Below are 23,976 nucleotides of genomic sequence, written 5' to 3'. Positions count from 1 at the left end.
CTTAAGGCAAAAGGTTAAGCATGGAGATAGCGCCGCTCCAGATGACGGCGGAAGGGGGCGACCGATAGGGGCGCGCCTGTAGCGGCAATCAGAATATCGCGCGTGCTCTGGGTCGAGCCCAGCCCATGGATTTTCTCCCGCAGCCAACCGAGGAGCGGCGCGAAATTGCCTTTGGCGATTTCATCGGGGATTTCCGGCACCGCTTCTTGCGCGGCGGCATAGAGTTGCGCCGCCGTCATCGCGCCCATCGTATAGGTGGGGAAATAGCCGAACAGCCCGGCGGGCCAATGGATATCTTGCAGGCAGCCGTCTTTATCATCCGGCGGGGTAATGCCGACCAACTCCTGCATGCCGTCGCGCCAGACGCCGGGCAGATCGGCGAGGTCCAAGGAGCCGTCGATCAGCGCGCGCTCCAGCCGGTAGCGCAGGATAACATGGGCGGGATAGGTGACTTCATCGGCATTCACCCGGATCAAGCCGCGCGACACCCGCGTTGCATGGGCGTGGAGGTTCTCGACACTCCAGGCCGGGCCGCTGCCGCCAAACGCCTCGCGGATCAAGGGCGTGGCGAAGGTGAGAAACGCCTGCGACCGGCTGACCTGCATTTCCACCAACAACGATTGGCTTTCGTGCAGGCTAATGCCGCGCGCATAGCCGATGGGTTGGCCGCGATGGTGCTGGGGCAGGCCGATTTCATAGAGGGCGTGGCCGGTTTCGTGCAGCACGCCCATCATGGCGGGAAAGAAACTATCTTCACTATAGCGCGTGGTGATGCGCACATCGCCGGGCGCGCCGCCACAGAAGGGGTGATGGGAGACATCAAGCCTCCCCCGATCAAAATCAAACCCCAGCGCCCGCATGAGCCGTTCGCCGAGCGCCTTTTGCGTCGCGACCAGGAACGGGCCGGGCAAATCGAGCGGGGCCGGACGGCGGGCTTGCGCGGCCAGTACGTTTTCGGTGAGGTCGGGCAGGAAGGCCGCAAGATCGGCGAACAGCACGTCGATATCGGCGGAGCGCCCGCCCGGCTCGAACTGATCGAGCAGGGCATCGTAAACCGACGTGCCGAGGGCTTCGGCCTTGGCCTGCCCCAAGTCGCGCACCAGCCCCAGCAGCACGCGCAATTTCGGCAGCAGGGCCGCAAAATTATTCTCCGCGCGGGCGGTGCGCCAAACCATCTCGGACGCGGAGGTAGCGCGGGCGAAGGCATCGACCAAATCGGCGGGAACTGCCGTGGCATGCACCACATCGCGGCGGATTTCGTGCAGATTGGCTTTCGCTTCGGGGGATTCTCCTTCCGCCGTGGCGAGCCATTCTTGCACGCGGGGATCGTTCAGCTTCTCGTGAATGGCGACATCCAGCGCCGCCTGCTGTTCTGCCCGCGCCGCCGCGCTGCCGCTCGGCATCATCGTCGCCGCGTCCCACCCCAAAATGCCGGAAACGGCGCGCAGCGCGCCAATCCGGGCGAAATGATCGGTGAGATTTTTGTAAGCGGCCTGTGCACTCATCCGCGCAATCCCTCTTTAGTCTGCGCCGCCGATCGTGTCCGCGCACGCGCAAACAGGCCCGTGACGATTATCAGCACCCCTGCCAACGAATACCAGGTAAGGGCATATTGCAAATGGTTATTCGGCAGGTCTAGCCGCGTTTGCCCACCGCGCGGCCAATCGTTGGATGGGGCGGCACCCGCCACCAAATCCAGCGTGAAGGGCGCAACACCCGTAAGCCCGGCGGCTTTTGCCATCGCGTCGGCATCAAGGGTGAACCAGACATTCTGGCGAACGTCGTTCTCCGGCACCATCCAGCCGCGCGGACCGGCGGGACGAATAAGCCCTTCGATTGTCTGCACGCCCACCGGCACCGGCGCGCGGCGGCTTGGGTCTTTCAGATCATAGGGCACGAAGCCGCGATCCACCATCACCGTAGCCCCATCAGCCAGGGTGAACGGCGTGACCACGTGCCACCCCGCTTGGCTCATCCCCCGGCTATCGGCCAGCGACTGACCGGACAGATGAAACTCAACCCGGCTATCGTAGGTTCCGGTTAAGCGCAGCCGCCGAAAGGCTACCGCCGACACATCCCCCGTGGGCAGCGCCGTCAGCGGCGCTGCCGCCACCGCGGTTTGCCGCGCCGTCATCAGGGCTTGCTTCCATTGCAAGCGCTGAAGCTGCCACGTGCCAAGCACGATCAGAATCACCACGGCGATTCCGGCAGCAAGAAACAGGGGTAGGTTGCTCAGCGGTTTTTCCGCCTGAAGTGTTGTCATAGAAGTGAGGTAGCGCATTCTGCTGAAAACGAGAAGGGGCGCAAACTGCGCCCCCTCCCTGCATTCCCAGAAACCGTTCGGATCAATGCGCCGCAACAACCCCGCCGGCGCTACCCCACCAGTAAATGGCGACGAACAGGAACAGCCACACGGCATCGACGAAATGCCAGTACCAAGCCGCCGCCTCGAATCCCACATGGGATTCCGGCGTGAAATGTCCCTTTTGTGCCCGGAGCAGGCAAACCGCCAAGAAGATCGTGCCGACAAGCACGTGGAAGCCGTGGAAGCCGGTGGCCAGATAGAAGGTCGAAGCGTAAATCCCGTCGCGGAAGCCAAACGCGGCATGGGCATATTCATAGGCTTGCAGCAGCGTGAAGATGAAGCCCAGCGCCACGGTGATGGCCAAGCCCTGAACCAGCCCCTTGCGGTCATTATGCAGCAGCGCGTGATGCGCCCAGGTCACCGTCGTGCCCGAGAGCAGCAGAATGAGCGTGTTCAGCAGTGGCAGTTCAAACGGGTTGAAGACTTGAATGCCTTCCGGCGGCCATTGGCCCAGGCGCGGAAAAAGGCTCATGTCGAAAAAGGCCCAGAAGAAGGCGACGAAGAACATCACTTCCGAGATGATGAAGAAGATCACGCCATAGCGCAGACCAATCTTCACGATATTGGTGTGATGCCCCTCATGCACGCCTTCGCGCACCACATCCATCCACCAGCCCGCCATGCAGCCCAGCACGGCAAGGAAAGCGATGATCAGCAGGATCGGGCCGCTACCATGCATATACATGACCGCGCCGCCCGCCAACCCGCCCGCCGCCAGCGACGACAGCAGCGGCCATGGGCTGGGATCGACCAGATGGAAAGGATGTTTTTGTTGGGCCATAACCTTTATTCCTTACCGTCGTACTAAGTTGGGCAATTCCGCAGGGGAATATGTCACGCAAAAGCTTTGGGTTTAACCGCCCGAAGCCGTTTTAGGCCCCGCCACAGCCGCCGTCTGCGCTTTTGCGCGGAAGAAGGTATAGGACAGGGTAATAGTTTTCACGTCGGCAAGCGTCCGATCCTCGGTCATTGCGGGATCGATATAGAAGCTCACCGGCATTTCAACTTCTTCGCCGGGCTGCAAGGTTTGCTGATCGAAGCAGAAGCAGGCAACCTTACTGAACACGCCGCCCGTTTTCAGCGGCGTCACGTTAAAACTGGCAACGCCGGTCATCGGCTCGTTCGATAGGTTCTTCGCGCGGTAGAAAATCAGGCTGTTTTCGCCCAGCTTCACATCCACGCTGCGCTGAACCGGCTCGAAGCGCCACGGCAACGACGCATCGGTATTCGCATCGAAACGGACGGTGATGACCCGCTCATTCGTATGGGTTGAGGCAGCTTCCGCCCGCGTCGTCGCGCCGCCGAAGCCCGTCACCTGGCAGAACAGTTGATAGAGCGGCACGGCGGCATAGGCGAGGCACAGCATGCCCGTCGCCAGCATCGCCAGCGAGATAAGCGTGCGCCGATTGCGCTGATGAGACCCTTGCGCGCTCATTGCCGCCCTACCTGCACTACCGTAATGGCGAAGAACAGCACGACGAGACCGATCAAGGTCCACAGCATCGCCAAATTCTTGCCGCGCACGCGTTTGGCGCGATCTTTCGGCGCGGGGGGGTGGGTCGGGGTCGCCATTAGAAAATCATCCACGCCGGGAGCGACAGACCAAGCCAACGGTCGAGCGGCATCACGGCAAATAGGGCGAAGAGATACAGGATCGAATAGCCGAACAGGCGTTTGGCCGATTTATACTTAGTCGCCGCCAAATCGGCCCGCGCCACGGCAACCGCCTGGGCGACGAAGAGCGCGCCCAGCACCAGCGCTACGCCAGCATAGACCGCGCCCAAGGTGCCAATCAGTACCGGCGCGAGCGTTAGCGGCCAGAGCAGCAGCGCATAGAGCAGAATTTGCTTCTTGGTTTCGCGCTCGCCCGCCGTGACGGGCAGCATCGGCACGCCCGCGCGGGTGTAATCCTCGCACCGGTACAGCGCCAGCGCCCAGAAATGCGGCGGGGTCCACATGAAGATGATGGCGAACAGCAGCACGCTTGCGAGCGAAATATCCCCCGTCACCGCCGCCCAGCCGATCATTGGCGGAAACGCGCCCGCCGCGCCGCCGATCACAATGTTCTGCGGCGTGCGGCGCTTCAGCCACATCGTATAAACGAACACATAGAAGGCGATGGAGACCGCCAGCATTAGGGCGGCGGCAAAACCGACCGCCAGCCCCATGACGATGACGGAAGCAACCGCCAGCACGACCCCAAAAGCCAAAGCATCGGACGGATCAACCCGTCCACTGGGAATCGGGCGATTGATCGTGCGGGTCATGATCGCGTCAATGTCGCGGTCATACCACATATTAATCGCGCCGCTCGCCCCGGCCCCCACGGCAATGCAAAGGATTGCGGCAAACGCCAGCACCGGATGAAGGGCACCCGGTGCCAAAAACAAGCCAATGCCGCCGGTGAAGACAACGAGCGACATAACGCGCGGCTTCAACAGGGCGAAGAAATCCCGCGCTGTCGCACCTTGCGCAGCGGCTTCCCTGGTGTTCACGCTAACGGCTATATCACTCACTCTTATTCTCTCCCCGAGCGGCGGCTTGGCAAAATTCTGGCCGGGAGCGCCCAAAGGACGCGCCCGGCTTTACGCTCAATGGTGGCTGGTCTGCTTCAGAACCGGCAGTTCATCGAAGGTGTGGAACGGCGGCGGCGACGATACCGTCCATTCCAGGGTCGAATCTTCCGCATTCCAATAGTTCGCGCCGACCTTCTGACCGGAGGTCAGGGTGCGGATGACGATGTACACGAACAGGATCGCGCCGAAGAACGACAGATAAGCACCGTAAGAAGCAACTTGGTTCCAACCGGCAAACGCATCCGGATAATCCGGAATACGGCGCGGCATGCCCGAAAGGCCCAGGAAATGCATCGGGAAGAACGTCAGGTTCACGCCAACGAACGTGATCCAGAAGTGCAGCTTGCCCAAGGTTTCCGGATACTGACGGCCCGACATCTTGCCGATCCAATAGTAGAACCCGGCGAACATGGCGAAGACCGCGCCCAGCGACAGCACGTAATGGAAGTGGGCAATCACGTAGTAGGTATTGTGCAGCGCCACATCCACCCCGGCATTCGCCAGCACGACGCCGGTGACACCGCCGACCGTGAAGAGGAAGATGAAGCCCATCGCAAACAGCATCGGCGTGCGGAAGGTAATCGAGCCGCCCCACATGGTGGCGATCCACGAGAAGATCTTCACGCCCGTCGGCACCGCAATCACCAGCGTTGCCGCCGTGAAGTAAGCGCGGGTGTTAACGTCCAGGCCGACCGTATACATGTGATGCGCCCACACCACGAAACCGACCACGCCGATGGCGACCATCGCATAGGCCATCCCGAGATAACCGAAGATCGGCTTGCGCGAGAAGGTGGCGATGATGTGGCTGACAATGCCGAAGGCCGGCAAAATCATGATGTACACTTCGGGATGGCCGAAGAACCAGAACAGATGCAAGAACAGCATCGGATCGCCGCCGCCAGCCGGATCGAAGAAGCTCGTGCCGAAGTTACGGTCGGTCAGCAGCATCGTGATCGCGCCGCCAAGCACCGGAACGGCGAGCAGCAGCAGGAACGCGGTCACCAACATCGCCCAGACGAACAGCGGCATCTTGTGCAGGGTCATGCCCGGCGTGCGCATGTTGAAGATCGTGGTGATGAAGTTGATCGCGCCCAGGATCGACGAGGCCCCGGCCAGATGGAGGGCGAAAATCGCCATATCCATCGAGGCGTTTGGGGTGCCGAGCTTGGAGGAGAGCGGCGGATAGATCGTCCACCCCACGCCCGCCCCCGCATTTTCCCCGCCCACGAAGGCCGAGCCCAGCAGCAAGGCGAAAGCCGGGATCATCAACCAGAAGCTGATGTTATTGAGACGCGGGAAGGCCATGTCCGGCGCGCCGATCATGATCGGCACAAACCAATTGCCGAAGCCGCCGATGAGCGCGGGCATGACCACGAAGAACACCATGATGACGCCATGGGCCGTGGTGAAGACGTTCCACACATGGCCATTGGCCATATACTGCATGCCCGGATTTTGAAGCTCCATCCGCATGTAGACGGAGAAAGCCGACCCGATCAGCCCCGCGAAAACCGAGAAGATGATGTAAAGGGTGCCAATGTCCTTATGGTTGGTCGAGAGCAACCACCGCCGCCACCCGGTAGGATCGGCGTGATGATGATCGTCATGGCCATGAGCTGCCGTTGGGTGCGCCATGGGTTCTATCTCCTGATCCTAAAGATCGCTTATTGGGCCACGGCCTGCGCCACGGCATTGCCGGGAGCGCTAGGCTGATTGGCGGCGAATTTGGTCTGCGCTTCTTTGGCCCAGGCCGCGAATTTCTCTTTCGACACGACTTCAACCGCAATCGGCATGAAGCCGTGATTGATCCCGCAGATCTGGTTGCACTGACCGAAGAAAATGCCTTCCTTCTTCGCCTGCAACCAAGTTTCGTTGGTGCGACCGGGGAAAGCATAAATCTGCACACCGAACGGCGGCACCAGCCAGGAATGCATTACGTCGGCGGAAGTCACGAGCACGCGCACTTGCGTGTCGACCGGAACGACCAGGCGGTTATCAACACCCAGCAGGCGCGGCATTTTTTGTTCGGCCGCAGCTTTATCGTCCAGCATGTAGCTGTCGAACGTAAAATTACCATTGTCCGGGTATTCATAGGACCAGTACCACTGATGCCCCGTGACCTTGATGGTCATTTCGGCATTGGGCGCACGATCCAGGAAATACAGCAGGCGGAACGACGGCGCGGCGATGGCGACCAGGATCAGCACCGGAGCCAGAGTCCAAACGATTTCCAGCATCGTATGGTGGGTGGTCTTGCTCGGGGTCGGGTTCGCCTTCGCATTGAAGCGGAAGATCACGACCAGCAGCAACACCAGCACGAACAACACGATGCCGGTAATGATCCAGAGCATTAGATCATGAAAATCATGAATCCGATCTTTAACGGGCGAGGCCGCATCGATCATGCCCATCGCCCAATTCGCCGGGACCGACGGTTCAACGGCCAAACTGCTAGCAGCCCCCAACATCAGCGGGAGCAGCGCCAAAATGGCCACAAGCCAACCCCATTTACGCGACATGGTCATCCTTCCTCCGGTCCTCTCAGCCTCTTTCGCTTCTCGGCAATCGCAGCTTACGCCGAACACCGAATAGCGAGCTAGGGCGAACGCAAAGCGTTTCCACCCCCGGCGGCCCTCAGGGCAGCCTGGATAATGGCCGCATTTTGGCGTGAGCAACCCGATCTGTCAAAGACTAGCCGCAATGATTTGGATCAATGCAGAGTCTACCAGGGTCTTTCGCAACGCAACATCGCCCCTGGGCAGCGCATATAACACATTCTGCGCATTGATCTTCCGGCCCGAACACCCCATTGCTTTAAGAGCTGATCGCTCACTGTCCGCCGTCTTTAGGAGTCACCCATGTCCGTTTCCGCCCTCACCGCCCTTGCCCAGAGCGATGCGCTCTTTTTCTCGGCATCCGGGCTCGACCAGAGCGCGACGGAAACCCTGGTCGCCGATACGCTGCGGGCGGTCGACGATGGCGAATTATACCTCGAATACACGCAATCCGAGAGCTTCTCTTTCGACGATGGCCGCCTGAAAAGCGCGAGCTACGATACTACGCAAGGCTTTGGTTTAAGGGCGGTTTTGGGCGATACCACCGCCTATGCCCATGCTTCCGTGCTCGATCTTTCCGCGCTGCGCCGTGCTGGTGACACGGTCAGTGCTGTGCGCAAGGGCTATGATGGCAGCGTTGCCCTCAGCACCGCCCCCACCCCCGGCGGAATCGCGCTCTATTCGGACCTCAACCCGCTGCTGAATGTGGGTTTTGACGCCAAGATCAAACTGCTCGAAGCCATCGACGCTTACGCCCGTGCCCGCGACCCGCGCGTGCGTCAAGTGATGGCCTCGCTCTACGGCGAATGGTCGGCGGTGCAAATCGTGCGCGGCAATGGCGCGCGTTTTGCCGATATTCGCCCGCTCGTGCGACTGAATGTCGCCGTGATGGTGGGCGAGGGCGACCGGATGGAATCCGGCTCGGCGGGCGCGGGTGGGCGCACGGCTTACGATCTCTACCTTCAGCCGCAGCGCTGGCAGGCGATGGTGGATGAAGCGCTGCGGCAAGCGCTCGTTAACCTCAGTTCAGTTCCCGCCCCCGCCGGTGAAATGACGGTCGTCTTGGGCGCGGGCTGGCCCGGCGTACTGCTGCACGAAGCCGTGGGCCACGGGCTGGAAGGCGATTTCAACCGCAAGCAAACTTCCGCCTTCTCGGGGCTTCTCGGCCAGCGCGTTGCAGCCCCTGGCGTGACCGTGGTCGATGACGGCACGATTCCCGATCGGCGCGGCTCCCTGACCGTTGACGACGAAGGCACGCCAACCGGGCGCACCGTGCTCATCGAAGACGGTATCTTGAAGGGTTTCTTGCAAGACCGGCTGAACGCGCGCCTGATGGGCGTCGCCCCCACCGGCAACGGGCGGCGGCAATCCTATGCCCATGCGCCAATGCCGCGCATGACTAATACCTTCATGACCGATGGCGATAAAGACCCGGCGGAAATCATCGCGTCGGTTAAAAAGGGCCTCTATGCCGCCAATTTCGGAGGTGGGCAGGTCGATATTACCTCGGGCAAATTCGTTTTCTCGGCGACCGAAGCCTATCTGATCGAAGACGGCAAACTCGGCCCCGCCGTAAAGGGCGCAACCTTGATCGGCAACGGGCCGGACGCCCTCACCCGCGTTAGCATGATCGGCAATGATAGCCGCCTCGACGATGGGATTGGGACCTGCGGTAAGGATGGCCAATCGGTGCCCGTCGGCGTGGGGCAACCGACTTTGCGGATCGACGCGATGACGGTGGGGGGGACGGCCTAAGCGCTGCCATTCACCTTCGCGAGATTGTGATTCCCGGCGCTTCGTGGTAACGTTACTACATTCAAAGCGATGCTGGAGCGTGATATGACCATCACCACCCTATCCAGTCGGGAACTCAATCAAGATCTTGGTAAGGCAAAAAAGGCGTCGCTGCACGGTCCGGTGTTTATTACGGACCGGGGGCGGCCCGTGCATGTGCTGTTGAGTATTGCCGAGTATCAACGCCTCACAGGTCAGCGCCGCAATATCGCCGATCTCCTCGCTATGCCGGGGGCAGCAGACGTTGAGCTTGAAATTCCAGCGCGCACCGAACGGCTGCGTGTAGTCGATCTGTCCTAATGCTTCTGCTCGACACAAACGTCGTCTCCGAACTGCGGAAAATTCGCATCGGCAAAGCCGATAGAAACGTCGTTAAGTGGGCCGAAACTCTTGAAACGACCGACTTATTCGTCTCCACGATCACGCTTCACGAACTAGAAGTCGGGGTTCTCCTGTCTGAACGGCGCGACCCGCAGCAAGGGGCGCTGTTAAGGGAGTGGCTTGATAGCCTCGTCCGTCCGGCATTCACCGGTCGCATTCTGGCAGTCGATAGTGCCGTTGCGAGACGTGCGGCCAAACTGCACGTACCGACCCCGCAACCGATTAACGACGCCTATATTGCCGCGACCGCCCTGGTCCATGGGATGACGGTTGCGACGCGCAATACCGCCGATTTTGCGACGATGGGCGTCCAGCTCCTCAATCCTTGGCGCTAAGGGGCGGTCATTAGCCCAGGGCGTTAACCAGCTTCATGGCAATGCCGAGCGAACCCGAAACTTTGATCTTGCCGAAAGTATAGGCCAGCATCGGATCAAGCTGGCCGTCGATCAGCTTGTTCAGGTTTTCGGTGGAAATCCGAATGGTGCAGTCCGCCGTTGCGTCGCTGTCCGTCGACAGCACCGGCTGGGCGGCGCGCGCATCGATGGTATAGATGCCGTCGTCGCCCATATCGAAGCGCACTACCGCCCCCAAGCCCGAAAGATTTACCAGAGCGGCTTGCAAGCGCGTTTCCATCATCATCCCAGTCTCCCCGAAGGCAATCTTACTTTTACGTAAAGGTAATGATCGGCCCTAGGTTGCGCAACGCCAATCTGTTGCGCCCTAGTCCAAACAGCAAAACGGGGGCACCGCCGCAGCGATGCCCCCGCCTTTAAACGCGTCGTAAGAGGCGCTTAGAAGTCTACGCGGGTACGGAACGTGAAGAGCGTACCGTCGTTCTTCGACTTACCGGCCTTCAGGCCTGCTTTGTCGGCCGATTCGGCTTCAAAGAACACGATATCGCCCTGGAGCGACAGGCCGGGAGCCAATTGATAGGCGGCACCAAGACCCCAAGCGTAATCGGTCGTATCCGTCACGCCGCGCGCCTTATAATCGGTTTCGACGCGCGCGTAGTTCACGCCAACGGCGAACGGACCGGTTTCATAGGTCAGGCCGAGCTGCCAGCCGAATTCTTCATCACCCTTCGCAAGGCCAGTGTCGCCATTGTTGAAGTAATGACCGCCGAACACGAAGCCCTTGTAGCCCAAGGTTGCGCCAAGGTGCCACACGGCGTAATCACCGAGCGCGCTCTTAACAGTTGCGGACGTATCCTTCTGGTCGCCCCATTGGGCACCAGCGCCTGCCGTGAAGGCGACATCGCCGAATTCACGGGTATAGGTCGCGCCGATTGCGATCAGATCATTATAGTCATTGCCGCTGCCGGTAACGAACTTCGAACGGGCGTTATCACGACCTGCCGAACCCTTTTCCGGGGTGTAGCTGATACCGGCCTGGAAGCCTGCGAACACGGGGGTGTAATACACCAGCTTCGTGTCGAACTCGCCTTCGTTAGCATGGTAGTAGCTGAAACGGCCCGTATCGATGCCGAAAGCGTAATCGGCTTGACCGATACCGACCGACGGAGCCTGAATTTCGAACTGCGAGTCGACCGCAAGCGTATCGCCGAGTTCGATCTTACCCCAAGAACCGGAGAGATAGATGAACTTCGTATCAGCGCCCAACGTATCCTGACGGGCCTGATTGCCACCATTCTGGTTGTTGCGCAGACGGGCGCTGAAGCCGTAGGTCAGACCATTTTCGGCCTTGGCTTCGGCTTTCAGCGTCAGGCGATAGTCCAGACGGGCTTCGCGCGATTCCGCGTTAGCAGCATCGTCGTTAACAATGATGAAATCCGACCGGACCGAACCGCCGAGCGTAACCGTAAACGGAGCCTTCGTCGTCACCTGTTGAGCGGAAGCCGCACCGGCAACCAGAACCAGCGCCGACGTGGCCAGCAAAATCTTCTTCATGCCTAAATCCCCTAGATCATGTCATCGCAACGCAAGATTGCAAGACGAGCGCGGCGCACCGAAGCGCTGCCGGGCTGTCACGGTGTAACGCTGTAACAACAGGGCGATCTGTGTCAAGCGTAGTGCCATCGCACAAACTTGCGCCAGTGTGCTGAAAACACATGCATTTTCCAACTTCAGGCCCGCTAGCGCATTGAAAAATTGTGTATTCAATCCGTGTTGCGGTAGGCAAGTGCCGTGTTGCAAACTGGCAACAGCTTATCAAAAAGACGTGTAATCGAGATGTACAGCGACCCGTACACGGCAATACTGACAGGGTAAAAACCCCTATTCTCAGTGCTCGAAAACATCGCCCGGCCAGCCGATCAGGTCGAGTTCGGCCCGATGCGGCAGGAAACGGAACATGGCTTGGGCCAATTCGGTGCGCCCTTCGCGCTCCAAAGCCGCGTCCAATTTGGCTTTGATGGCGTGCAGATACAGAACATCGGAAGCCGCATAAACCAATTGCTCCGGCGTCAAGGTTTCGGCCCCCCAGTCGGACGATTGCTGCTGCTTCGAAAGATCAACGCCGATGGTTTCGCGGGCCAGATCCTTCAGCCCATGCCGGTCGGTATAGGTGCGCACAAGGCGGGAGGCGATTTTGGTGCAATAGACCGGGGCCGTCAGCACGCCGAGGTGATGGCGCATCACGGCAATATCGAACCGCCCGAAGTGGAAGAGTTTCAGCACGTCGGGATCGGCCAGCAGGCGGGCAAGGTTCGGCGCTTCCATGCGGCCGTATTTCCCCGGCATCGGCATTTGCACGAGATGGGCATTGCCATCGCCGCCCGAAAGCTGGACGAGGCAAAGCCGGTCGCGCCCAATATTCAGGCCCATGGTTTCGCTATCAATGGCCACAACCGGCCCCAGCGACAGCCCATCGGGAAGGTCGCCCTTATAGAGAAATTCTGCCATGCCCCAACTCCCGTCTTCCGAAAAATCCGCCGATCTTTACCGATCCGCTTGCTGGGGCCGGGTATGGCTGATTTTCGCCCTCTCCGGCAATAAATATCAGGGGCAAATGTTTTCAGTAAAAGCGCGTCAAGCTTCCCAACCCATCGCCGGGCAGACGATCATCGGTGAGAAACGCCGGAACCAGGGGCCAAAGGCTCGGCTGAAACCGCGCGTGGAAAAAAGCGAAATGGCCGATCTCGGGAACCCCAACCAAGCTCGGGTCGAGCCGCAGATGATGCCGCTCAGCCCCGGCTAGATAGGTCAGCAACCGCTCGGTTGCGGCGACCGTCGCAAAAGGATCGTCGGTGCAACTCACCGCGAGCACAGGGGCGCTTATTCCAGCAATCTGCGGGGCGATTGCCCGAGGCTCCAAGGACAGCGTGCCGTGCCGCCCGCGCCGGAGCGCCGATTCTAGGCGCGGCCCCATCCGGGCCCAATTGCGCACCACGCCCTTCGGTACATCCTCAAGCCAACCCAAGCGCTTACCGGGGAAGTAGCCCAAAACCTCGGTGAGCATCGGCATGAAGAGGTGCCAGCGCAGCAGCATCTGCCAGCGTTGTTCGGGCGCATAATCGCGCCAATAGGCGAACTGCGCCCCCACGGTGATAATGCGGGTCAGCCGATGACTGGCGGGGGCCAGCGTGACGCAAACCCCGCCAATAGAATGGCCCACGGCATAATAGCGACGCCCCGGAAAGCGGCTTTCGGCATAGGTCATCACCGCCTCGGCATCGAGCCGCGCCCAATCGATCCAATCCGCCGCAAAGCCGCGTAACGGCCCCGCGCGCGACCCGCCGATGCCGCGATAATCATACGTGAGCACATCGAAGCCTTGGACGGCCAGCCACGCGGCAAATCGCGCGTAATAGCGGCTATGGACCGCTGTTGCGCAATGGAGGGTGACGACCGGCGCCCCCTCGCCCCCGCCGCGCCATAGCGTGCCGTGAATCGCCGTCCCATCCTGGGCTATGGTATGGAAGGACTGCGGTATCGGAGCAAGGTCAGGCATCAATCAGCCCTTTCGCGGGAGTCCGATTGAGCCTTTCGCGCTGCGCCCGATCTGTCCAATGCGGAAAGCGCTGGTCTGCCTAAAGCTTAGACAATTGCCATATTTATCGTTTCTATCTTGACTAATGCGTCACTTCTGGGAGCGCCCTTGAATGCCCATCGTTACCCTTACCGATCTCAGCTATACCCGCCAAGCCCACGGCGAAACCTTCGAAACCTTCTTCGCCTCGATTACGGCGGGGACGGGGGCGGAGCATTTGGGCGCACGCCTCATCGAAGTGCCGCCTGGGAAACGGGCGTGGCCGATGCACAACCATCACAATAATGATGAGATGTTCGTGATCCTGTCCGGGAGCGGCCTCTTGCGCTATGGGGCCGAAACGGTGCCGGTCGGGCCGGGGCAGGTCGTGGTTTGTCCGGCAGGCGGCATAGAGGCGGCGCATCAGCTTATCAATACGGGCGAAGGGCCGCTGCGCTATCTCGCGGTCAGCAGCATGCGGCACCCGGATGTGATGGAATATCCGGACTCAGGGAAAATCGTGGCCTTCGCGGGGGCCGCCCCCGGCGGCGATAAGGACAAGCGCCGCCTGAGCCTTACCCTTCGCAAAGACAATGAAGTTGATTACTGGGACGGCGAGGAATAGGCGTTCAGGTTTTCGGCGAACGTCGTCAACAGTCCCAGCCCCTCCGGCCAATCACCGTGGCCGCTGTCGGTATTGATATGTCCCAGCGGCCCCAGCGACAGGAACCATGCGCCATAGGCCTCGGCGAGGGTTTGCGCAAACTCGGCACTGCTGTAGGGATCATTCGTGCTCGCCACCAGCAGCGCCGGAAACGGCAGCTTTTCCTGCGCTGCGGGGGTGAAAGAGGCGGCTTCGGCGGGGAAGATCGGCGCGTTCGGGTCCGGCGGGGCGACCAGAAACGCCCCGCGCACAGGGGTTCGCCGCGTCGCGCCCCAATGGCCGACCAGCAGGCAGGACAGACTATGGGCGACCAACAGCGGCGGCTCGGGCTCAGCCGCCACCGCCAAGTCGAGCGCCGTTAGCCACTCTGCCAAGGCTGGCGCATCCCAATCGCGCGGGGAAAACCGCTGCCACTCCGGGTTTTGCGCCTGCCAGCGGCTCTGCCAATGATTGGGGCCGGAGCCGCCGGAGCCGGGAAGAACGAGAATGCGCATGGGGCCTCGCCTCGGGATTGCTCGCCGGGAAACTGACAAATTTAACAACGCATACCAAGGGTAATTTTACGATGCACATTATTTCTACGTTCAATCTGTAGCCGCTCTCGATCCTGGACAATAAATTACTCTCATCCTGTGATTATTCTCATAGTTCCGCCACGATCTTACCGCTCCCTTACCCGCGCCACCCGAGGAGCCGCCATGACCGGATTAATCGCCCCGCGCCGCGCCCTTCTCGTCGCCAATCCCGGCAGCCGCCGGGGCAGCGAAGCGCTTCGCCCCGTCGAGAGCGTTTTCGCCGAACGGGGAATCGCGCTTGTCCCGATCGACCCCTCTGACCGGGAAACTCTGACCAACCGCCTGTGCGACCAAGCCACTGGGGCCGACCTCATCGTCGCGGTCGGCGGCGACGGTACCGCCAATTCGGTGGCGGCCGCGACCTTTCGCACCGGCCTGCCGTTGGGGCTGATTCCGGCGGGCACCGCCAATGACCTCGCCCGTACGCTCGGCCTGCCGCTCGATCCGGCGGAAGCCGCGCGCGTCATCGCCGCCGGGCGGCTGAAAGCCATCGACCTGGGGGACGTGAACGGCGCTTTCTTTTTCAATGTCGCCAGCCTCGGCCTGTCGGTAAAGCTGGCCGACAAACTCTCTAGCACCAGCAAAAAGCGCTGGGGGCGGCTCGGGTATCTCTGGGCGCTCGTGCGCGCGCTGGCCGAAGCCCGGCCCTTCCACGCCGCCATTACCGACGCGGACGGGCACACGATTCTGGTGAGAACGCTACAAATCGCCGTGGGCAATGGGCGGCACTATGGCGGCGGCATGGTTGTGGAGCAGGGGGCCGACATTAATGATGGCCAGCTCGATCTTTATTCGCTGGAGTTCAAAGCGGTCTGGAAGCTTCTGGCTATCGCGGGGTCCTTCCCCACGGGCCGCCACGGCCTGAGCCCCGATGTCCGCACGTTGCGCGGGCGGCGGTTCGAGATCGCAACGCGCCGGGCCAAATCGATCAATATGGACGGCGAAGTCCTGGGCGCGACGCCCGCCGTTTTCACCGTCCATCCCGCCGCTATCCAGATGATCGTGCCTTAAGCCCGCGTCACGAGCCGCCGCCCGGCTAACAGCGCCACGCCCATAACGGCAAGCGCCCCCAGCGCCAGATTGAGACTGGAGTGCGCCGCTCCCCAGCCGATTAGCGGCGGGCCAATCAGAAACCCGGCATAGCCCAAGCTCGCCGCCGCCGCGACGCCCGCACTGGGGCTGATGCCCGGCAGATTGGCCGACGCGCGGAACAGCACCGGCACGACATTCGCCGCCCCAAGCCCGACCAAAACGAAGCCAGCCGCGCCCAAAGCCAGCACCGGGGCCGTCACCGCGATCAGCAGCCCGATGGCAATGGCAATGCCGCTCACCGCGAGCGTCCGCAGGGGGCCGAAATGCCCGACGATCCGATCGCCGGCAAAGCGGCAGCAGGCCATCGCCAGCGAATAGGCCGTATAGCCCGCCGCCGCCCACCCGACCGAGCCCCCCGGCGGCAGGGTGCTGGTCAGCAACAGCGCGCTCCAATCGGCGACCGCGCCTTCAACCATGAAACAGCCAAAGGCGAGCGCCCCAAGGGCGACGACCGCGCCCGTAAAGGGAAATTTCTTCTTGGCGTCCGCCTCGGCGGCGGCGGGCAGCAAATGGCGGGCGGGCAAGGTCAGCAGCACGAGCGCCACGAGCAGAACCACCGCCATCCCATCGCCGCGCCCGAAACCGATCAAGATCAACCCACCGCCAAGGCCAGAGCCAAGCAACCCGCCAAGGCTGAAGAACCCATGACAACTGGAGAGCATTGGCGAACCCAACGCTTTTTCCACGGTGCTAGCCTGGGCATTCATCGCCACATCGAGCGCGCCATTGCCAAGCCCGAACAGAATGGCGCTGACCGCCACGAGCGTTAGGCGCGGCGCGGTTTCCGGCAGGAAGACCGCGAGCAATATCGGCAACACGATTGAGACGAGTGCTGCGGGCAGGAAAATCTGCGTCGCGCGATGGGTGCCGATCCGCCCGCCGAGCCAGCCCGCAAGCGGCATACCGAGCAGCGCCCCCACCGCCACCAGCATCAGAATGAGGCTCAGCGCGCTTTCCGTCAGCCCCAGGGCATCGCGCAGAATCGGCACATGGGCGGCCCACAATCCGTAACCCATGCCATTGGCGAGAAAGATCGCCGAGATCACCCAGCGGGCGCGACGTGTGGGGGGCATCAACGGGGTTCCTGTCCGGCAATGAGAATTTCAGGCGCGTCCGGGGCGGCGCGCAGCCGCGCCAAAAGATCCCCCGGCGCATCGGCTTCGACGATGATCTGATCGAGGCTCGCCACATCGGCCACTTTGAACGGTGCCGGGCGGGCCAGCTTTTCGGTGACGATGGCCGAAACCACCCGGCGGCTGGCGTAAATCATCGCCTGTTTCAGCGCCGCATCCTCCCCCTCCCAGGCCGCGAGCCCATAGGCAGGATCAAGCCCACACGCCCCGATAAAGCAGAGATCGGCGCGAATATCCGCGAGCGCCTTCAGGGTCCGCGCCCCGCGCACCGACCCGGTGCCGCCCGCGACCGTACCGCCGAGCATAATGACTTCCGTGCGGATGAAATGCCCCAGCGCCACCGCAATCGCCGGGCAGTTGGTCACAACCGCCATCGCCGCCCCATCCTCCAACAGATGGGCGAGGGCGAGATTGGTGCTGCCCGCGTCGATCAAGACGATATCGTCCGGCTGGATCAGCCCGACTGCTACCGCCGCCAGCGCCTGTTTGCGCGGCACATCCGCCGCCACCCGCTCGCGGAAATCGGAGGTCAGCGCCGAAGGGCGCACCGCGCCGCCGTGAACCCGCCGCAGCTTCCCCGCCCGGTCCAGATCGCGCAAATCGCGGCGAATCGTATCTTCCGACGTGGCGAAACGCTGCGCCAAATCGGCGGCGACCACCCGGCCCTGCTGGGTAATCGCCTCCAAAATATGCTGCCGCCGCTCTTCTGCGAGAATCATGCTCAATCTCGATAATGCGTGTTTTCGCAAGTTTATGCCGATTTATGCCTGAACATGCAAGTATCGGAAAACCCGTCGCACGCGCGTCATCGTTTCGTCTTCCTTTTGCCCCCATCCCGCTGTAGGGGAGAGGGATGACTGAGACCGAACAGGCCGCCCTTGCGGTAGCGCTCGACCGGGGCTTGATTGCCCTTCCCGAAACCGGGCCGATCCTCGTGCAGGGGCTCGGGGCTGGCGTGCCGCTGGACGCGCTGCCGCAAACCCGCGCGCTGATCTTGGAAGATTTCGAACCGCAGGCGGATCGGCTCGCCCAGCGCGGCTGGACCGTGCAGCCGGTGCCCGCCACCTCGGAAGATTTGCGCGCCCGCCTGAATAGCGATCACGGCACGCTGCCGCGCCTGATTCTCTATATCCCTGGCAAGCAGCGCGAGCGGGCCTTGGGTGATTTGGCCCTGTTGGCCGAGATTCTGGCCGAAGGCGGCATTCTCGCTATGGCCGTCGCCAATACCGGCGGGGCCGCCCGCTCCCAGGGCGATTTAGACGCGCTGTTCGGCAATGTCGGCGTGCTCTCCAAGCATAAATGCCGGGTGCTGTGGGCGGCGAAGGGCGCGGAGTTCAAGACCGGGCTCGCCGCCGAATGGATTGCGGGCGCGACGGCGCGCGCCCTGCCGCTGCTGCCGGAAAAATCCCCCATCGCCACCGCCCCCGGCCTCTTCGCCTGGGACCGGATCGACGCGGGCTCGGCCCTGCTCGCCGCGCATCTGCCCGCCAGCCTTGCGGGTGTGGTGGCAGATTTGGGCTGCGGCTGGGGCTATCTCTCGGCGGAAATTCTGGCGCGCTGCCCTGGCGTGACGCGGATCGATGCGGTGGACGCCGATTCGCGCGCCGTGGCGCTCGCCCGCCAGAACCTTAGCGATCCGCGCGTGTCGGTGCGCTGGGCCGATGCCACGCAGCCGCACGGCGTGGCGCAATGGGATGCGGTGGTGATGAACCCGCCGTTCCACCAGGGCCGCGCCGCCGTGCCCGACCTGGGGAAAGCGTTCATTCGCGCGGCGGCCCACGGGCTGAAGCCGGGCGGCAAACTGCTACTGGTCGCCAACCGCTCGCTGCCCTATGAGGCCGATCTGGAGGCCGAATTCGCCTCCTGGCGCAGCCTGCTCGACCAAGATGGGTTTAAGCTGCTGGAAGCAACTCGCTAATGCAGAAACGCGCCTCGCAATGGTTGATGGCCCTGGGCTACTGCGCCTCCCGCCGGGAAGCCGAAAGCTGGATTGCCGCCGGTCGCCTGACGCTCGACGATGGCGCGGTGCTGGAGGACGACCCCCGCATCGACCCCGCGCGCCTCTCCGCCGATGGCGAAAAACTCGACCCCGCGCCGCTGACGCTGATTCTGCATAAGCCCGAAGGCTTTGTGTGCTCCACCGACGATCCCGGCCGACTGGTCTACGATCTGCTCCCCGCCCGCTTCCGGCGGCGCGATCCCGTCCTGTCGGTAGCCGGGCGGCTCGATAAGGACACCTCCGGCCTGGTGCTGATGACCGACGATGGGCAGTTGCTGCACAAGATCATCTCGCCCAAACGCAAAGTGACGAAACTCTATCACGCCACCCTCGCCCGCCCGTTACGCGGTGACGAAGTGGCCGCTTTCGCAAGCGGCACGCTAATGCTGCAAAACGAAAAAACCCCGTGCAAACCCGCCGGGCTGCGCGCGGTTTCGGACGATGGCAAACAGGTGGAAGTGCGCCTCACCGAAGGGCGCTACCATCAGGTGCGGCGCATGATGGCCGCCGTTGGCAATCACGTCGAAACCCTGCACCGCGCCCGCATCGGCGGGCTCGGGCTGGGACAAATGGCCCCCGGCGACTGGCGCGCCTTGACCGACGCCGACGTGACGGCGATCTTTAACGCCGATGCGGGCGAGGAGGAATGATGCGATACGCTTTTTCGGCGCTGGCCCTGGCCTGCTTGACCGCCCTCGCCCCCCTGGCAACCGCCGCGCCCGCCAAGGAAGAGCGCAAAGTGGTGGTGGTCCGCGACCGCCAAACCCTAAACGCGGTCGTCCCAGAAAACGGCCAGCTCTATATTCTGCCGGGGCGCGGCTATACGGTGACGAAATCGAAGGTGGATAAGGGCATTCACCTGTCGTTCGATGCGACCGTCGGGATCATCCTGCAAGCCGTCCGCCCGACCAATTCCCCCAAAGGCCAGTTGAGCCTAACCCTGGGCGACGGCCGGAAAGTGGTGCTCTCCGTGCGCACCCAGAAGGTGGCATTTGAGAATAACTATCTGATTTTGCAATGATCTTCTTAATAGAGTCATCGCAACTCTATTAAGAAGATATAATTTGCGATGATCAAACGAATTGGCGAGAAATTTTTTAAATTAATAAAATTTGCAATCTCCTGTATTTCCATCACCCACATCAGGAGTGATAGTTATTCCAGGAGTGCAACCGGCACTGCCACAGCTCCATGATACGTTAGCAAATGCGTTTTTTCTGCCCGGGGCCGAAATTTTAAATTCAGCAGCCCCTCCCGCATAGCCGCCACAAGCCTTAATTTCCTTAAATCTAACTCCACTCCGAGACTTCCCAGTAACAGTCAGGGTATCAGAGCCGAGGTCATGCGAGATATCGCTTGATTCAATTATCACATGAAAAACACCCATACGAGCGCCCGCCAAAGTAATATCCCATACTCCAGGCTCGACAACCCTCCCGAGCACTGTATGAGTTGGTTTTCCATTCCTTGTTATGATTACCTTCCCATGACGACAGAAATAAGTTCGGAATTTGTTCAATATGTGCGGAGGACACTCTTTTGAACCTGCATGCTGCCAATCAATTTGACTGCTAGGCATACTTCCAGTTTCCCACGGCAGAACATTATAACTTTCTTTTTCCGGCAGCATATACATTTTTATCAACTGAGATATTTCAATTCCTGAGGAATTAGCCTGCTTAGCCAACGAAAATGAACTAGAGAGAAAAAATATTAATATTATAATCAAAGCATTTGCCGATAACCTCATCCTGAATACTCCCATAAAAGAGATTTTTTTATAATACAATCGATAAATTGAAAAAATCAATCTCTTATCGTTAATATTATATGCTTGGAGGTAGACATTGCCGCTCAATCCGGCGCCGCTAGCGTTGACAGCGGGGGTAGCGGCCCCCATGATCCTACTATGGAAGCACGTATCGCCGCCCTAGAATCGAGTGTGAGCGAGATCAAGGCTGTTCTTCAACGCCTTGAGCCGATGATTACGCGCATGGATGAGCGCCTGAAAACCCTCCCGAGCGCCGAGAGCTTCGGAGAGTTGAAAGGGCGCGTCGCCTCCTTGCCGACGTGGTGGACGCTGCTGGCCTTTGCCGTCATCGCCGCCGGTCTTCCGGCCCTCATCGCCAAGATTAATTTTTAAATCCGGGCCGCACCGCTCGCCGCGTTGACTTCCCCCCGCGAATCCCCCATACCTCCCTATAGGTCATAAGCCCTGCGTGGGAGAGCGCGGAGCTGTCCGCCGCCGAAGGAGCAACCCACCCCGGAAACTCTCAGGCATCCAGGACCGCACAGGGATCGACCGCTCTGGAAAGCGATGGCGTCTGCCATCCACCGACGAGGCAAGCCGGATAAATCCGGTCGATCTTTCAGGTAATCAGACAGAGGGGGTGCCCGCCGTCGGAGGACGGCACGCGAGTTTGCTTGCGCGAAAGGCACCGGATCTGTGACTGAAACTGATACTCCCCTTCATACGACCGCGCTTGATGGGCTCCACCGCAGCCTTAGCGCGCGCATGGTGCCCTTCGCGGGCTATGCCATGCCGGTGCAATACCCAACCGGGATTCTGACCGAACATACCTGGACGCGCGACAACGCGGGCCTGTTCGACGTGTCGCACATGGGCCAAGTCACAATTCGCGGCAAGGACGGCACCGATCCGGCGGTCGCCCTGGAACGGCTGGTGCCGGGTGATCTGCAAATCCTGAAAATCGGGCGCATGCGTTACACCATGCTGACCCAGGCCGATGGCGGCATTCTCGATGATTTGATGGTAACGAAGCTGGAAGACCGGCTATTCGTGGTCGTCAACGCCGGGTGCAAAACCCAGGATATCGACCGGTTTCGCGCCGAACTGACCGACTGCGATATTCTTGAGCATTCGGACGCCGCCCTGCTCGCCCTACAAGGCCCGAAGGCCGTGGAGGTGCTGAAGGCGCTGGTGCCGGGCGTCGAAGCCTTGGCCTTTCTCTCCGGGGCCGAGTTTGCCTGGAACGGCGTGGCTTTGTTCATCACCCGCTCGGGCTATACCGGCGAGGATGGGTTCGAGATTTCCGTGCCCAATGCCTCGGCGGAAGCGCTGGCGCAGGCTTTGCTTGCCCATGACGCCGTGAAGCCTATTGGCCTCGGCGCGCGCGATTCGCTGCGGCTCGAAGCCGGGCTGTGCCTCTATGGCCATGATATTACGGAAGGGACCAGCCCCATCGAAGCCGATCTGGCCTGGACCATCTCCAAGCGTCGCCGGGCCGAGGGCGGTTTTCCGGGCGATACGGTTATTCAAACCCAGCTTTTGGACGGCCCCGCCCGCCGCCGCGTCGGCATTAAGCCCGAAGGCCGCGCGCCGGTGCGCGAAGGCGCCAAGATTTATGCCGATGCCGGGCTAACCGAAGCGCTTGGCGTAATCACCAGCGGCGGCTTTGGCCCCTCTGTGCAAGGCCCTGTGGCGATGGGCTATGTCGCCGCCAGCCATACCGCGCCGGACCGCACACTGTTTCTCGATTTACGCGGCAAGCCGGTTCCGGCCCATGTCGCGCCGCTGCCCTTCACGCCCCATCGTTACGTTCGCTAGGAGAGAGTTTCCATGTCCACCGTGAAATTTACCGCCGACCACGAATGGGTGCAGGTTACGGGCACCACCGCCCGCGTCGGCATTACCCAATATGCGCAAGAGCAGTTGGGCGATGTGGTGTTCGTCGAACTCCCCGCCGTGGGCGCGACCTTCGCGCAGGGCAAGGAAGCCGCCGTGGTCGAATCGGTCAAAGCCGCCTCCGACATTTTCGCGCCGGTGTCGGGCACGATTACCGCCGTCAATGCCGCGCTGCCCGATAACCCCAGCTTGGTGAACAGCGACCCGCAGGGCGACGGCTGGTTCTTCGAAATCACCCTGTCCAACCCGTCCGAACTCGATGGGTTGATGGACGAAGCGGCCTATCAGGCCCATATCGGAGCCTAAGCGATGCGCTATTTACCGCTGACCGAGGGCGATCGCCGGGCCATGCTTGGCACGATCGGCGCGCCCAGCGTCGATGCCCTCTTCGTCGATGTTCCCGCCGCTGCCGTGCGTACAAAGCCGGTCGATCTGCCGTTCCACGCCGGGGAGCTTTCGGTTGAACGCACCCTAAAGGCGATGGCCGCGAAGAATTTGGTGGCGGGGGACGTTCCCTTCTTTATCGGGGCCGGGGCCTACCGCCACCATGTGCCCGCCAGCGTCGATTCCATCATCCAGCGCGGCGAGTTCCTGACGGCCTATACGCCCTATCAGCCGGAAATCGCGCAAGGCACGCTGCAATATCTGTTCGAGTTTCAAACGCAAGTGGCGATGCTCACCGGCATGGAGGTGGCGAACGCCTCCATGTACGATGGCTCTACCGCCTGCGTGGAAGCCGTGGTGATGGCCAACCGCGTGACCAAGCGCAAGAAGGCGCTGCTCTCGGGCGGGTTGCATCCGCATTATAAGGCGATTGTGGAAACCCACGGGGCCTATGGCGATTTCACCCTGGACGCTGCCGCCGCCGACCCGGAAGGGCTGGAAGATCTCGCCAGCCGGATCGATGGAGAGACGGCCTGCGTCGTTGTCCAGAACCCCTCCGTCTTCGGCCATATCCGCGACCTGACCCCGCTTGCCGCCGCCGCCCACGCCAAGGGCGCGCTGCTGGTCGTGGTGGTGACAGAAGCGCTCTCGCTCGGCGCGTTGATGCCGCCGGGCGCGATGGGGGCGGATATCGTCGTGGCCGAAGGCCAGTCCATCGGCAATGGGCTGAACTTCGGCGGTCCCTATGTTGGGCTGTTCGCCACGCGCGAAAAATATATGCGCCAGATGCCGGGCCGCCTCTGCGGCGAAACAATCGATGCCGATGGTAAGCGCGGCTGGGTGCTGACGCTCTCCACCCGCGAGCAACATATTCGCCGCGAG

General features: G+C 61.4%; 28 protein-coding genes and 1 riboswitch. Of the genes, 12 read left to right on the top strand and 16 right to left on the bottom strand.

The features are described 5' to 3' along the window. Positions 1–14: 14 nt before the first annotated feature. From ACIQ36_RS01290 to coxB, 8 genes are all read right to left on the bottom strand, one after another. Positions 15–1,505 carry a carboxypeptidase M32 gene (locus ACIQ36_RS01290; protein ID WP_395824660.1) on the bottom strand — a complete coding sequence of 497 codons (1,491 nt, stop codon included), beginning with the start codon at positions 1,503–1,505 and terminating at the stop codon, positions 15–17. Next, the gene (locus ACIQ36_RS01285) at positions 1,502–2,263 is read right to left on the bottom strand and encodes an SURF1 family protein (RefSeq protein ID WP_395824657.1); all 762 of its coding nucleotides are present in this window, start codon (positions 2,261–2,263) and stop codon (positions 1,502–1,504) included. The genes ACIQ36_RS01290 and ACIQ36_RS01285 overlap by 4 nt, the downstream gene beginning before the upstream one ends. A gap of 82 nt (positions 2,264–2,345) precedes the next feature. Further along, positions 2,346–3,146, bottom strand: a complete 801-nt coding sequence (locus tag ACIQ36_RS01280) for a cytochrome c oxidase subunit 3 (RefSeq protein WP_395824654.1) — start codon at positions 3,144–3,146, stop codon at positions 2,346–2,348. A gap of 72 nt (positions 3,147–3,218) precedes the next feature. Continuing rightward, positions 3,219–3,800 carry a cytochrome c oxidase assembly protein gene (locus tag ACIQ36_RS01275; RefSeq protein WP_395824652.1) on the bottom strand — a complete coding sequence of 194 codons (582 nt, stop codon included), beginning with the start codon at positions 3,798–3,800 and terminating at the stop codon, positions 3,219–3,221. Then, a complete protein-coding gene (locus ACIQ36_RS01270) occupies positions 3,797–3,937 on the bottom strand; it encodes a hypothetical protein (RefSeq protein ID WP_395824649.1) in 141 nt (46 codons plus the stop codon). The genes ACIQ36_RS01275 and ACIQ36_RS01270 overlap by 4 nt, the downstream gene beginning before the upstream one ends. After that, positions 3,937–4,881 carry a heme o synthase gene (locus ACIQ36_RS01265; RefSeq protein WP_395824646.1) on the bottom strand — a complete coding sequence of 315 codons (945 nt, stop codon included), beginning with the start codon at positions 4,879–4,881 and terminating at the stop codon, positions 3,937–3,939. The genes ACIQ36_RS01270 and ACIQ36_RS01265 overlap by 1 nt, the downstream gene beginning before the upstream one ends. A gap of 75 nt (positions 4,882–4,956) precedes the next feature. Further along, positions 4,957–6,579: a cytochrome c oxidase subunit I gene (ctaD, locus tag ACIQ36_RS01260; RefSeq protein WP_395824643.1), complete on the bottom strand. Its 1,623-nt coding sequence runs from the start codon at positions 6,577–6,579 to the stop codon at positions 4,957–4,959. A 29-nt stretch (positions 6,580–6,608) separates the two neighbouring features. Then, a complete protein-coding gene (coxB, locus tag ACIQ36_RS01255) occupies positions 6,609–7,463 on the bottom strand; it encodes a cytochrome c oxidase subunit II (protein ID WP_395824640.1) in 855 nt (284 codons plus the stop codon). A 339-nt stretch (positions 7,464–7,802) separates the two neighbouring features. On the opposite strand from coxB, the gene tldD reads away from it, so the two are divergent. The 3 genes from tldD (at position 7,803) to ACIQ36_RS01240 (ending at position 10,009) form a co-directional block, all read left to right on the top strand. After that, positions 7,803–9,254, top strand: a complete 1,452-nt coding sequence (gene tldD / locus ACIQ36_RS01250) for a metalloprotease TldD (RefSeq protein ID WP_395824636.1) — start codon at positions 7,803–7,805, stop codon at positions 9,252–9,254. Positions 9,255–9,338: 84 nt separating this feature from the next. Continuing rightward, a complete protein-coding gene (locus tag ACIQ36_RS01245) occupies positions 9,339–9,593 on the top strand; it encodes a type II toxin-antitoxin system Phd/YefM family antitoxin (RefSeq protein ID WP_395824633.1) in 255 nt (84 codons plus the stop codon). Beyond that, on the top strand, positions 9,593–10,009 hold the full coding sequence (locus ACIQ36_RS01240; RefSeq protein ID WP_395824630.1) for a type II toxin-antitoxin system VapC family toxin: 417 nt from the start codon (positions 9,593–9,595) through the stop codon (positions 10,007–10,009). Before ACIQ36_RS01245 ends, ACIQ36_RS01240 begins: the two co-directional genes overlap by 1 nt. Before the next feature lie 10 nt (positions 10,010–10,019). Here the strand turns inward: ACIQ36_RS01240 and ACIQ36_RS01235 are convergent, their stop codons facing one another. The 4 genes from ACIQ36_RS01235 to ACIQ36_RS01220 form a co-directional block, all read right to left on the bottom strand. Beyond that, on the bottom strand, positions 10,020–10,313 hold the full coding sequence (locus ACIQ36_RS01235; RefSeq protein WP_395824627.1) for an SCP2 sterol-binding domain-containing protein: 294 nt from the start codon (positions 10,311–10,313) through the stop codon (positions 10,020–10,022). A gap of 152 nt (positions 10,314–10,465) precedes the next feature. After that, complete coding sequence (locus tag ACIQ36_RS01230) at positions 10,466–11,581, bottom strand: porin (RefSeq protein ID WP_395824624.1); 1,116 nt, start codon at positions 11,579–11,581, stop codon at positions 10,466–10,468. Between the two features lie 333 nt (positions 11,582–11,914). Continuing rightward, positions 11,915–12,535, bottom strand: a complete 621-nt coding sequence (locus tag ACIQ36_RS01225) for a ribonuclease D (protein ID WP_395824621.1) — start codon at positions 12,533–12,535, stop codon at positions 11,915–11,917. 112 nt (positions 12,536–12,647) lie between these two features. Then, positions 12,648–13,583, bottom strand: a complete 936-nt coding sequence (locus tag ACIQ36_RS01220; protein WP_395824618.1) for an alpha/beta fold hydrolase — start codon at positions 13,581–13,583, stop codon at positions 12,648–12,650. Between the two features lie 151 nt (positions 13,584–13,734). On the opposite strand from ACIQ36_RS01220, the gene ACIQ36_RS01215 reads away from it, so the two are divergent. Continuing rightward, positions 13,735–14,226 carry a cupin domain-containing protein gene (locus ACIQ36_RS01215; RefSeq protein ID WP_395824615.1) on the top strand — a complete coding sequence of 164 codons (492 nt, stop codon included), beginning with the start codon at positions 13,735–13,737 and terminating at the stop codon, positions 14,224–14,226. Here the strand turns inward: ACIQ36_RS01215 and ACIQ36_RS01210 are convergent. Continuing rightward, positions 14,205–14,759, bottom strand: coding sequence for an RBBP9/YdeN family alpha/beta hydrolase (locus ACIQ36_RS01210; RefSeq protein ID WP_395824612.1), 555 nt, complete (start codon positions 14,757–14,759; stop codon positions 14,205–14,207). The two genes, ACIQ36_RS01215 and ACIQ36_RS01210, sit on opposite strands and share 22 nt — an antisense overlap. A 204-nt stretch (positions 14,760–14,963) precedes the next feature. Here ACIQ36_RS01210 and ACIQ36_RS01205 point away from each other — a divergent pair, with 204 nt between their 5' ends. After that, positions 14,964–15,851 carry a lipid kinase gene (locus ACIQ36_RS01205; RefSeq protein WP_395824609.1) on the top strand — a complete coding sequence of 296 codons (888 nt, stop codon included), beginning with the start codon at positions 14,964–14,966 and terminating at the stop codon, positions 15,849–15,851. On the opposite strand, the gene ACIQ36_RS01200 is transcribed toward ACIQ36_RS01205, so the two are convergent. Next, on the bottom strand, positions 15,848–17,005 hold the full coding sequence (locus ACIQ36_RS01200) for an MFS transporter (protein WP_395824606.1): 1,158 nt from the start codon (positions 17,003–17,005) through the stop codon (positions 15,848–15,850). The genes ACIQ36_RS01205 and ACIQ36_RS01200 overlap by 4 nt on opposite strands. After that, positions 17,005–17,784: a DeoR/GlpR family DNA-binding transcription regulator gene (locus ACIQ36_RS01195; RefSeq protein WP_395824603.1), complete on the bottom strand. Its 780-nt coding sequence runs from the start codon at positions 17,782–17,784 to the stop codon at positions 17,005–17,007. The genes ACIQ36_RS01200 and ACIQ36_RS01195 overlap by 1 nt, the downstream gene beginning before the upstream one ends. A gap of 134 nt (positions 17,785–17,918) precedes the next feature. Here ACIQ36_RS01195 and ACIQ36_RS01190 point away from each other — a divergent pair, with 134 nt between their 5' ends. The 3 genes from ACIQ36_RS01190 to ACIQ36_RS01180 are packed head-to-tail and all read left to right on the top strand — an operon-like array spanning position 17,919 to position 20,085. Continuing rightward, positions 17,919–18,983: a class I SAM-dependent methyltransferase gene (locus ACIQ36_RS01190; RefSeq protein WP_395824600.1), complete on the top strand. Its 1,065-nt coding sequence runs from the start codon at positions 17,919–17,921 to the stop codon at positions 18,981–18,983. Continuing rightward, positions 18,983–19,714: a pseudouridine synthase gene (locus tag ACIQ36_RS01185; RefSeq protein ID WP_395824597.1), complete on the top strand. Its 732-nt coding sequence runs from the start codon at positions 18,983–18,985 to the stop codon at positions 19,712–19,714. The genes ACIQ36_RS01190 and ACIQ36_RS01185 overlap by 1 nt, the downstream gene beginning before the upstream one ends. After that, positions 19,711–20,085, top strand: coding sequence for a hypothetical protein (locus tag ACIQ36_RS01180; protein ID WP_395824595.1), 375 nt, complete (start codon positions 19,711–19,713; stop codon positions 20,083–20,085). Before ACIQ36_RS01185 ends, ACIQ36_RS01180 begins: the two co-directional genes overlap by 4 nt. A gap of 81 nt (positions 20,086–20,166) precedes the next feature. Here the strand turns inward: ACIQ36_RS01180 and ACIQ36_RS01175 are convergent, their stop codons facing one another. Then, positions 20,167–20,922 (bottom strand): hypothetical protein, encoded by a 756-nt coding sequence (locus ACIQ36_RS01175; RefSeq protein ID WP_395824592.1) that lies wholly within the window; start codon positions 20,920–20,922, stop codon positions 20,167–20,169. A gap of 51 nt (positions 20,923–20,973) precedes the next feature. Between ACIQ36_RS01175 and ACIQ36_RS01170 the strand changes: the two genes are divergently transcribed. The 4 genes from ACIQ36_RS01170 to gcvPA form a co-directional block, all read left to right on the top strand. Continuing rightward, a complete protein-coding gene (locus ACIQ36_RS01170) occupies positions 20,974–21,207 on the top strand; it encodes a hypothetical protein (RefSeq protein WP_395824590.1) in 234 nt (77 codons plus the stop codon). Between the two features lie 67 nt (positions 21,208–21,274). After that, positions 21,275–21,364: riboswitch (glycine riboswitch) on the top strand. A gap of 146 nt (positions 21,365–21,510) precedes the next feature. Next, positions 21,511–22,632 (top strand): glycine cleavage system aminomethyltransferase GcvT, encoded by a 1,122-nt coding sequence (gcvT, locus tag ACIQ36_RS01165; protein ID WP_395824587.1) that lies wholly within the window; start codon positions 21,511–21,513, stop codon positions 22,630–22,632. Positions 22,633–22,644: 12 nt separating this feature from the next. Beyond that, positions 22,645–23,016, top strand: coding sequence for a glycine cleavage system protein GcvH (gene gcvH / locus ACIQ36_RS01160; protein WP_395824584.1), 372 nt, complete (start codon positions 22,645–22,647; stop codon positions 23,014–23,016). Positions 23,017–23,019: 3 nt separating this feature from the next. Further along, positions 23,020–23,976 (top strand): aminomethyl-transferring glycine dehydrogenase subunit GcvPA (gcvPA, locus tag ACIQ36_RS01155; RefSeq protein ID WP_395824582.1); only part of this gene is annotated, 957 nt, incomplete at its 3' end.

Source organism: Elstera sp. (assembly GCF_044372965.1).
Taxonomy (GTDB): domain Bacteria; phylum Pseudomonadota; class Alphaproteobacteria; order Elsterales; family Elsteraceae; genus Elstera.
This window is presented reverse-complemented; position numbering and strand designations above follow the sequence as displayed.

What these genes read in the sequence shown, in the direction of transcription:
- ACIQ36_RS01290 (WP_395824660.1), bottom strand. Translation starts at nt 1,505, where the DNA reads ATGAGTGCACAGGCCGCTTACAAAAATCTCACCGATCATTTCGCCCGG.
- ACIQ36_RS01285 (WP_395824657.1), bottom strand. Translation starts at nt 2,263, where the DNA reads ATGACAACACTTCAGGCGGAAAAACCGCTGAGCAACCTACCCCTGTTT.
- ACIQ36_RS01280 (WP_395824654.1), bottom strand. Translation starts at nt 3,146, where the DNA reads ATGGCCCAACAAAAACATCCTTTCCATCTGGTCGATCCCAGCCCATGG.
- ACIQ36_RS01275 (WP_395824652.1), bottom strand. Translation starts at nt 3,800, where the DNA reads ATGAGCGCGCAAGGGTCTCATCAGCGCAATCGGCGCACGCTTATCTCG.
- ACIQ36_RS01270 (WP_395824649.1), bottom strand. Translation starts at nt 3,937, where the DNA reads ATGGCGACCCCGACCCACCCCCCCGCGCCGAAAGATCGCGCCAAACGC.
- ctaD (WP_395824643.1), bottom strand. Translation starts at nt 6,579, where the DNA reads ATGGCGCACCCAACGGCAGCTCATGGCCATGACGATCATCATCACGCC.
- coxB (WP_395824640.1), bottom strand. Translation starts at nt 7,463, where the DNA reads ATGTCGCGTAAATGGGGTTGGCTTGTGGCCATTTTGGCGCTGCTCCCG.
- tldD (WP_395824636.1), top strand. Translation starts at nt 7,803, where the DNA reads ATGTCCGTTTCCGCCCTCACCGCCCTTGCCCAGAGCGATGCGCTCTTT.
- ACIQ36_RS01245 (WP_395824633.1), top strand. Translation starts at nt 9,339, where the DNA reads ATGACCATCACCACCCTATCCAGTCGGGAACTCAATCAAGATCTTGGT.
- ACIQ36_RS01240 (WP_395824630.1), top strand. Translation starts at nt 9,593, where the DNA reads ATGCTTCTGCTCGACACAAACGTCGTCTCCGAACTGCGGAAAATTCGC.
- ACIQ36_RS01235 (WP_395824627.1), bottom strand. Translation starts at nt 10,313, where the DNA reads ATGATGATGGAAACGCGCTTGCAAGCCGCTCTGGTAAATCTTTCGGGC.
- ACIQ36_RS01230 (WP_395824624.1), bottom strand. Translation starts at nt 11,581, where the DNA reads ATGAAGAAGATTTTGCTGGCCACGTCGGCGCTGGTTCTGGTTGCCGGT.
- ACIQ36_RS01225 (WP_395824621.1), bottom strand. Translation starts at nt 12,535, where the DNA reads ATGGCAGAATTTCTCTATAAGGGCGACCTTCCCGATGGGCTGTCGCTG.
- ACIQ36_RS01220 (WP_395824618.1), bottom strand. Translation starts at nt 13,583, where the DNA reads ATGCCTGACCTTGCTCCGATACCGCAGTCCTTCCATACCATAGCCCAG.
- ACIQ36_RS01215 (WP_395824615.1), top strand. Translation starts at nt 13,735, where the DNA reads ATGCCCATCGTTACCCTTACCGATCTCAGCTATACCCGCCAAGCCCAC.
- ACIQ36_RS01210 (WP_395824612.1), bottom strand. Translation starts at nt 14,759, where the DNA reads ATGCGCATTCTCGTTCTTCCCGGCTCCGGCGGCTCCGGCCCCAATCAT.
- ACIQ36_RS01205 (WP_395824609.1), top strand. Translation starts at nt 14,964, where the DNA reads ATGACCGGATTAATCGCCCCGCGCCGCGCCCTTCTCGTCGCCAATCCC.
- ACIQ36_RS01200 (WP_395824606.1), bottom strand. Translation starts at nt 17,005, where the DNA reads ATGCCCCCCACACGTCGCGCCCGCTGGGTGATCTCGGCGATCTTTCTC.
- ACIQ36_RS01195 (WP_395824603.1), bottom strand. Translation starts at nt 17,784, where the DNA reads ATGATTCTCGCAGAAGAGCGGCGGCAGCATATTTTGGAGGCGATTACC.
- ACIQ36_RS01190 (WP_395824600.1), top strand. Translation starts at nt 17,919, where the DNA reads ATGACTGAGACCGAACAGGCCGCCCTTGCGGTAGCGCTCGACCGGGGC.
- ACIQ36_RS01185 (WP_395824597.1), top strand. Translation starts at nt 18,983, where the DNA reads ATGCAGAAACGCGCCTCGCAATGGTTGATGGCCCTGGGCTACTGCGCC.
- ACIQ36_RS01180 (WP_395824595.1), top strand. Translation starts at nt 19,711, where the DNA reads ATGATGCGATACGCTTTTTCGGCGCTGGCCCTGGCCTGCTTGACCGCC.
- ACIQ36_RS01170 (WP_395824590.1), top strand. Translation starts at nt 20,974, where the DNA reads ATGGAAGCACGTATCGCCGCCCTAGAATCGAGTGTGAGCGAGATCAAG.
- gcvH (WP_395824584.1), top strand. Translation starts at nt 22,645, where the DNA reads ATGTCCACCGTGAAATTTACCGCCGACCACGAATGGGTGCAGGTTACG.